The following is an 8160-nucleotide window of genomic DNA, read 5'->3' as shown; positions in this document are numbered from 1 at the left end:
GCACGTCGTCATCAAGGAGGCCACCGACAAGGAGGCGCTCCTGATGGGGTTGATCGAGAACCTGCACCGCGAGGATCTCAACCCGATCGACGAGGCGGTGAACTACCAGCGCCTCATCGACGAGCACGGCCTCACGCAGAACGAGGTCGCGGCGCGCCTCGGCCGGGACCGCTCGACGATCGGCAACAGCCTGCGCCTCCTGGGCCTGCCGCCCGAGGTGCGCGCGATGGTGCTCGACCGCGCCCTGACCGAGGGACACGCGCGCGCCCTGCTCCAGGCTGGCTCGGCGCAGGCGATGTGCGCCCTCGCGCGGAGGATCGTGGCGGGCGGGCTGTCGGTGCGCGAGGCGGAAAGGCGGGCCCGCGCGGCGCAGGGCGCGGGCAAGGCCAAGGGCGGCGCGGCGGCGAAGGCCGGCCAGAGCGCCCAGGTGCGCAACCTCGGGGAGCGGCTGCAGCGCGCGCTCGGCGCCCGGGTCGTCATCGCGGATCGGAAGGGCAAGGGACGGCTGGAGATCCACTACACGAGCTACGCCGAGCTCGACGCGATCCTCGACAAGATCCTGCGGTAGGGGCGCCCCTCGGCGCGCCCGCGTCTCTCAGTCCTCCCGCAGCGCGCTCACGGAGTGCTTCTTCGGATCGGCGCCCTCGACGAAGAGGCGCGTGCGCTCGAGATCGGCCGCGACCATCATGGAGACGAGCTCGGCGAACGTCGTCTTCGGCGTCCACCCGAGCGCCTCCCTCGCCTTCGTCGCGTCGCCGAGCAGGAGGTCGACCTCCGCGGGCCGGAAGTAGCGCGGATCGATCGCGACGAGCACGCGGCCGTCCTTCGCGCACACGCCGACCTCGTCGACCCCCGCGCCGCGCCACTCGACGGGGAGCCCCGCCTCCGCGAACGCCGCGGAGCAGAACTCGCGCACCGATCGCGTCTCGCCCGTGGCGACGACGAAGTCGCCCGCCTCGCCGTGCTGCAGCATGCGCCACATCGCCTCGACGTAGTCCCCCGCGAAGCCCCAGTCGCGCTTCGCGTCCATGTTGCCGAGGTAGAGCCGGTCCTGCAGCCCGTAGACGATGTTGGCGAGCGCGCGCGTTATCTTGCGCGTCACGAACGTCTCGCCGCGCCGCGGCGACTCGTGGTTGAACAGGATGCCGTTCGTGGCGAACATGCCGTACGACTCGCGGTAGTTGACGGTGAGGTAGAAGGCGTACGCCTTGGCGCACCCGTACGGCGACCGCGGCCGGAACGGCGTCGTCTCGGTCTGCGGCGTCTCGAGCACCTGGCCGTAGAGCTCGGACGACGAGGCCTGGTAGAAGCGGGTCGAGACGCCCGTCTCCCGGATCGCCTCGAGCAGCCGCACCGCGCCGAGCCCGGTGACCTCGCCGGTGTACTCGGGCACCTCGAAGCTGACGCCGACGTGCGACTGCGCGCCGAGGTTGTAGATCTCGTCGGGCGCCACGTCGCGCACGATCCGGTTCAGGCTCGAGGCGTCGTTCAGATCGCCGTAGTGCATGACGAACCGCCGGTTCTCGACCTGCGGATCCTGGTAGATGTGATCGATGCGCCCGGTGTTGAAGAGCGAGGATCGGCGCTTCACCCCGTGCACCTCGTACCCCTTGGAGAGCAGGAGCTCCGCGAGGTACGAGCCGTCCTGTCCCGTGATCCCGGTAATCAGCGCTTTCTTCATCGAGGGCATCCTCCCGTCTGTGAACCGCTCAGCCGCCGTTCCTGAGCTCGATCGTCATCATCGAGGCGAGCGCGCGGGCCAGAGGAACCCTGCACAGGAGATCCTCCGCGGCGGCGATCGCCGAGAACGAGAACCCCGGCGCGAGGCTCCTGTAGCTGAGCCCGCCCGAGAGCGCGTACAGCGAGATCGTGTGCGGCGCGATCCGCACGATCTCGAGGCGCGGGTGCTCCGACTCGAAGCGCGCCCGGTCGCGCTCGAAGACGATCCACGGCAGCGCGCCGTTTGCCGCGGTCATCGCGCCGCTCCCCGCGAAGGGCCAGTCCGCCTGATCCGGATCGAACGGCTCGTGGTGGGCGAGCCGGTACACGATCCCGGAGATCGGCGAGGCGTACGGCTCGATCATCACGGCCCGCCCGCCGGGCGCGAGCACCCGCTCGAGCTCCGAGAAGAAGGCCGAGACGTCCGGCAGGTGGTGGAGCACGTTCAGCATGAAGGCGGCGCCGACGGTTCGCGCCGCGAACGGGAGCGCGAGCGCGGAGGCGACGAGATCGACCTCGGCCCCGGGCCGCACGTCCAGCCGGACGAGCCCGGGCACGACCCGGTCGAGGAACCCGCCGCCGGACCCGATCTCGACGCGCGCGCCCGCCGGGGCGCCGCGGTCCGCCCGCGCGAACTCCCCGTAGTAGCGCTCGTAGAGCTTCCGCAGGAACGGCTTGTCGCGGATGATCCGCGCGTGCGCCGCCGTCGCCTCGGCCGACTCGAGATCGAAACCGCGCGCCCGCGGCTCGGCTACGAGACGCTTGAGCCCCGCCTTGACGTCGCGCGTCGCCTTGCTTTCCACGCTGTTCTTTGACCCTTCCTCGAGCGTTACGTTACTCTACAAGAATTGGCAGGGGGGTGGAATGGAGGATTCCATGAGACGTAGCCGCGCGATCGCGATCGCGATCCTGGCCGCCTCCGCCTTCGCATCGGGTTGCGGCGGCGGCTTCGCGGTGGGCCGGCAGTGGGACGCCGAGACGGAGGCGACCGTCTTCGACGACGGGATCGACCTCATCGACGACACGGCGAAGCTCTCCGGCGAGTGGGCGTTCCGGGCCGAGCAGGATCTGGACTCCAGATCCAACCTCGCGGATCTGGTCGCCGTCGTGAACATCACTTCGGTGCAGACGACGAAGGACATCGACGGCAAGGAGGGGCGGCGGCTCGACACCCGCATCGTGAAGATCCTCTACGGCGCCGCGCCCGACACGCTGCTCGTGCTCGTCGCGTCGTCGTCGTCTCTCGGCTACTCGCTCATCACCCGGCACGAGGGCCGGCTGACGGGCGAGTACGTCGTCTTCCTGCGCTGGTTCGAGCAGGAGGGCGGTTCGCTCGGCCATCACTTCCACTTCTCGCCGAGCTCCCCCGGCGTCATGGCGACGGTGCGGAAGCACGTCGAGGGGCGCGTCGCCGAGGAGAAGACCGCCGAGGAGCGCAAGGGGTACGGCTCCCGTTAGGAGCGCTCAGCGCGTGAGCGGTTCGCGGGTCACTCGGGCTTCGCGGGGGGAGGACCGGCCGGGGGCGGAGCGGCCGGGCCGGGCATCTGGGCGCCCGAAGGAGGCATCATCTTCCTGCCCTCCGTCGGCGCCGGGCCGCCGCCGCCGCCGCCGCCGCACGAGCCGGCCGGGACCGGGGCCTCGCCCTCGCCGGACGACAGCGTGTTCGCGCACTCCGCCAGGCCTTCGTTCTTGGCGCAGAACTCGGTCTTGATCGCCTCGGACGTGCGGCCGCGCATGTCGAACTTGTTGTTCAGCAGCCAGCCCGGCGAGCCCGTGATCCCGAGGTCGTCGGCCAGCTTGAAGGAGGCGGACAGGAGCTGCTTGCCCTCGTCGCCCTCGGCGCACTTCTTGATGACGTCGGCCTTGATGCCGTTCTTCGCGCACGCCGTCCACTCGGTGCCCGTCGGCTCCTTGCCGCGGGTCTCCTGGTACGCCTTGTTGCGGCACAGGACGTACTCCATGAACTTGTAGTCCTTGCCGTAGTACTTCTGGGCGCAGATCTGGCGCAGGTTCTCGTCGACCTCGCCCTGGCCGTGCATGGAGTTCAGCTTGCCTTCGACGTCCTTGCCGATGAACTCGATACTGAAGTCCATCTTCTTCCGGTCCTTGCCGAAGTTCTTGACGACCTCTTCCATCGCGTCGACGGTCCGCACGCCGTACGGGCACTGGCTCATGACGAAGACGCTGACCTTGTTCTTGATCTCCTCGCGGCAGACCTTCTTTCCCTTGCAGGTGTCGTCGTCGCAGTCGACCTTGCCGTCGCCGGTGTTGTCCGCGCCGTCGTCGCAAATCTCGGCGGCCGGATCCCAGTCGCGGCCGAGCGGGTACACGAACTCGTTCGCCCCCTCGAGCTTCTTGAGGCGCCTCTTCAGGCGGTTGTAGCCGGACTCCTCCTTCTCGACGTCGGCGCCGAAGATGGCCACCGGGAGGAACTTCTCGCCCGACTTCTGGAACAGCGCCTTGCCCTCGGCGTCTGCGAAATCGAGCTCCTTGACCTCGGCGCCCTCGAAGGTGTTCGTGATGAACGCGAGGAAGCGCTTCGTGTCGCAGCTGCGGCTCGTGCACCGCTTGTCGCCGACCACCGTGACCGGGACCTTGATCGGGGCCGGGATGTCGGCGCAGTACTTCGGCTTGGTCTCGGTGAACTTCTCGCAGAGCGCCCGGCCGAACGACGACTCCGAACGGCCGCCCTTGTAGGGCTCACCGGACAGGAAGATCGTCGGGCTGCCGGTCGCCTTCTTCTCCTCGGCGCGCTTGAACGAGGCGCGCAGGAGCTCCTTGCCCTTGTCGCCCTCGAAGCAGGTCTTGATCTTCGCCGTGTCGAGCTTCGCGGCCTCGGCGCACTTCTCCCAGCCCTCCGGGATCTTGCGCCAATCCTCGTTCTGGCACTTCACGAACGAGAGCCACGCCTCGAAGCTGCCCGTCTCGCGCGCGCAGAGCTGCAGGATGTTGCCCTTCACCTCGGGATCGCCGTGCATCGAGGTGAGCCCCCCGTCCTTCTCACGGCCGATGTAGTCGACCTTGAGATCGACGTTGTCACCCATCTTCTCCAGCACGGGCGTTATGGCCTGCATCACCTTCACGCCGAAGGGGCACTTCGACATGATGAAGAACTCGAGCTGGACTTTCTGGCCCGTGGCCTTCTCCGCGGCCTTCTTCTCCCCGCAGCCGGAGACCGCGACGAGCCCGAGCACCATGACGACGATAGCGAACGTCCTTTTCATAAATCGTTCCTCCGTTTTACGGTGCCGACTGCACCGCAATCATACCCACTGACCCTTTTGGTTTCGTTTTCAATACGAGCGGTGTTGCCTTTTAAACGCGTTAGGAGATTCGTGTCAAGAACCCGCGGCGCGGGCGGCTATTCCGCGGGCGGGTCCTTTTTCTCGCGCCGCCACGGAGGCACGGGGCCGTCGAAGGTCCACAGCCCCGCCTCGAGCGCCACGAAGATCGCGCGCGCCAGGAGCAGCTGCGACCTCCCGGCCGCCGCCTCGAGCTCGCGGATCGACAGCCAGTCGCCGACCGACTTGACCTTCTCGTCGATCTCGGACGGCAGCGCGAGCCGCTCGCACAGCTGCTGGAGGAGCGGCGCCGGCGCGACCAGGCAGCTCCGCATCTCGTCGAGGAGCCGCGCGAAGTCGACGTGCTGCATGTCGGCGAGCAGCTTCTCGCGGATGAATTCGTACGGATCGATCTTCACCTCGAGCACGCCGGGCCGGCACTTCACGCCGCGATAGAACTCGTAGTACCCGTCCTGCCAGGTCAGGAGATCGGCCAGGCGCGAGCGGATCTGGTTGTTGATGTGCGCGTAGAGATCGACCGCGGAGAGCATCCCGAGGGCGATCAGGGTGTCGCCCATGTGCCCGCTGAACTTCGGGAGGAGCGCGAGCGCCATCTCGAGCTCCATCCGATCGATGACGCCGTCGCGGACGAGGCACTCGCCGAGCAGCTCCGTCGGGTTGTTCGAGCCCACGTACTGCGGGGAGCCCTCGTGGAGGTAGACCTCCTTGCGGCGGCTCTCCCGCTGGCACACGAGGAGCCCGGTCTCGCCGCGCACTGCGAGCGACAGCAGGACCACGCTCGGCACCTCCATCTCGAGGTAGCCTCGGCGATCCGGCGCGACCGCGTCCTGGGCCTCCGAGGTCGGGGTGTACGCCGGGAGGTGGCGCATGAGCTCGGGGATCTCGCCGGCCGGCAGGTACTCGCGCCCGTCCGCCGAGACCAGGGTGCTCGCGTCGATCCGGTCCGAGTAGATGAGCTCGATGACGTGGGCGTACGACGTCGGCCCGACGACGAAGCCGCCCGCGAGCTTCGCCGAGTAGCGCCCCGACGTGCCCGTATGGTCGCTCTCGGCCGTGACGGGCGTCCCGGGATGTTCGGCCGAGGATCGGGCGAGCCCGACGGCGCGGGTCGTCTCGTCGGCGAGCAGCTCGGCGGCGTGCGGCGTCCGCTCCAGCAGGGGTTCGCCCGTCCGCGGCGTCCGCGGGCGGCCGAGCGACGGGTCCGAGCTCAGCGGGCTCCGCAGCTCGAGGGCGAGGCGGACCTGCGCCGCGAGGTCCGATGCGGTCGGCGCCTTTCCCTTGGCCTCGAGGTAGCACGCCAGCGCGTCCCTGAAGTCGCGCGCGGTCGGGAACCTCACCATGGGCTTTCGCGACAGCGCGCCCCGCAGCACCTTCAGCAGCGCCGGCGGCACCTTGTCGAGGTTGTTCTCGAGCGCGTCCATGCGCCCGTCGCGGATGTCCAGCAGCACGCCGAGCTGGCTGTTTCCGGAAAAGATCTTCTGGCCGATGAGGAGCTCCGCGAGCACGACCCCCGCCGAGTAGACGTCGGCGCGTCGATCGATGGGCCGCCCCTCGACCTGCTCCGGCGCCATGTACCCGAACTTCCCCTTCGGGGTCACCTCGACCGGTCGGTACCGCACGGAGTCGATGCGCGCGATGCCGAAGTCGCCGACCTTCACCTCTCCCTTGGCGGAGATGTAGATGTTCGACGGCGACAGGTCCCGGTGCACGACCGACAGCGCCTTGCCGTTGACGTCCGTCAGCTGATGCGCGTAGTCGAGCCCGGCGAGGGCGCTCATCACGATGTAGATCGCCAGCGCCTCGTGTTCCTCCCCCCACGGGAACATCCGCCGCGAGAGCTTCCAGCAGTCGAGGCCGTCGACGTGCTCCATCACCATGTACAGCTGCCCGTCGATGTCGCCGAAGTCGAGCACGCGCACGAGGTTCGGGTGATCCATCTGCCCGGCGAGCTGCGCCTCGTTGATGAACATCGCGACGAACCGGGGATCCCGGGCGAGCTCCGGCAGGATCCGCTTCACGACGATCTTCCGGCCGCCGCCCCTCGCGCCGCCCTCCGTCCCGATGAACACCTCCGCCATCCCGCCGTGCGCGAGCTTCTGGGAAAGGAGGTAGTTGCCGAACCGGATCGACGTTCCTGCACTTGTCATCGAAAAACCGTAGTGCCGCTCACGGCATTTGCCAGACGGGCTATTTTGTTTACTCTATCACGAAGGAGAACGACAGGGCGATGGATGAGAGGTTCGACATCCCGGCTTTCGTCCTCGAGGTCTGCCGGAAGCTCGACGCCGCCGGCGAGACCGCCTACCTCGTCGGGGGCTCGCTGCGCGATCTCCTGCGCGGCATGACACCGCTCGACTGGGATCTCGCGACGACCGCGACGCCGGAGAAGGTGATGGGCGCCTTCCGGCGCACGGTGCCCACCGGCGCGAGGCACGGGACCGTCACGGTGCTGCTCGGCGGGGCGTCGATGGAGGTGACGACCCTGCGGGGAGAAGGCTCCTACTCCGACGGCCGCCGGCCGGACGAGGTGGTCTTCCTGGGCGACATCGTGGCGGACCTCGCGCGCCGCGACTTCACGGTCAACGCCATGGCGTACGACCCGCTCCAGGGCGCCTTCTTCGATCCGTTCGACGGCCGCGGCGACCTCGAGCGGCGCACCCTGCGGGCGGTCGGCGATCCGTCCGCGCGGTTCGAGGAGGACGGGCTGCGCGTGCTCCGGGCCGCCCGCTTCGCGGCGACGCTGGAGTTCGGGATCGAGCCCGCGACGCTCGCGGCGCTGCCGGCGGCCGCACCCCGCCTCGGCAACGTCTCGGCCGAGCGGATGCGGGACGAGCTCCTGAAGCTGCTCTCGTCGCGGCGACCGTCGCTCGGGCTGGCGGTGATGTTCGGGTGCGGCATGGCGGAGCTCGTCTGCCCGAAGCTCGCCGCCGTCGCCGCCGCGGATCGCCCCGCACGGTGGCGACGGATCTCGGCGCGGGTCGACGGCGTCGACGCGACGATCCCGCTGCGCCTTGCCGCGCTCCTCATCGATCTGCCCGCGACCGACATCGAGGCCTGCTGCGAGGCGCTCAAGACGGATCGGCGCACGCGGCGCGAGGTCGTGGCGATCGGGGCCGTCACCCTGCCCTCGCCCGCGGAG

General features: G+C 69.1%; 7 protein-coding genes. 3 read left to right on the top strand and 4 right to left on the bottom strand.

Annotated elements, in window-relative coordinates; all coding sequences use genetic code 11:
* Positions 1-568: ParB/RepB/Spo0J family partition protein (locus M0R80_29925; protein ID MCK9463857.1), on the top strand; the 568-nt coding region annotated here is incomplete at its 5' end.
* A gap of 27 nt (positions 569-595) precedes the next feature.
* Here M0R80_29925 and gmd read toward each other — a convergent pair.
* Together gmd and M0R80_29915 are read right to left on the bottom strand one after the other, a co-directional pair.
* Positions 596-1681: a GDP-mannose 4,6-dehydratase gene (gmd, locus tag M0R80_29920; protein ID MCK9463856.1), complete on the bottom strand. Its 1086-nt coding sequence runs from the start codon at positions 1679-1681 to the stop codon at positions 596-598.
* 28 nt (positions 1682-1709) lie between these two features.
* Positions 1710-2522, bottom strand: coding sequence for a class I SAM-dependent methyltransferase (locus M0R80_29915; GenBank protein ID MCK9463855.1), 813 nt, complete (start codon positions 2520-2522; stop codon positions 1710-1712).
* A gap of 73 nt (positions 2523-2595) precedes the next feature.
* Between M0R80_29915 and M0R80_29910 the strand changes: the two genes are divergently transcribed.
* Entirely contained in the window at positions 2596-3177 is a 582-nt protein-coding gene (locus M0R80_29910; GenBank protein ID MCK9463854.1) for a hypothetical protein, read from the top strand.
* Positions 3178-3206: 29 nt separating this feature from the next.
* On the opposite strand, the gene M0R80_29905 is transcribed toward M0R80_29910, so the two are convergent.
* Complete coding sequence (locus tag M0R80_29905; protein MCK9463853.1) at positions 3207-4943, bottom strand: hypothetical protein; 1737 nt, start codon at positions 4941-4943, stop codon at positions 3207-3209.
* Between the two features lie 137 nt (positions 4944-5080).
* Positions 5081-7168: a protein kinase gene (locus M0R80_29900; protein ID MCK9463852.1), complete on the bottom strand. Its 2088-nt coding sequence runs from the start codon at positions 7166-7168 to the stop codon at positions 5081-5083.
* A gap of 80 nt (positions 7169-7248) precedes the next feature.
* Between M0R80_29900 and M0R80_29895 the strand changes: the two genes are divergently transcribed.
* A partial coding sequence (locus M0R80_29895) for a CCA tRNA nucleotidyltransferase (protein MCK9463851.1) occupies positions 7249-8160 on the top strand: 912 nt, incomplete at its 3' end.

It is taken from the genome of Pseudomonadota bacterium (genome assembly GCA_023229365.1).
Lineage (GTDB): Bacteria > Myxococcota_A > Polyangia > JAAYKL01 > JAAYKL01 > JALNZK01.
Note: the sequence above shows the minus strand (reverse complement) of the source record. Positions and strands in the feature narration are given on the sequence as shown.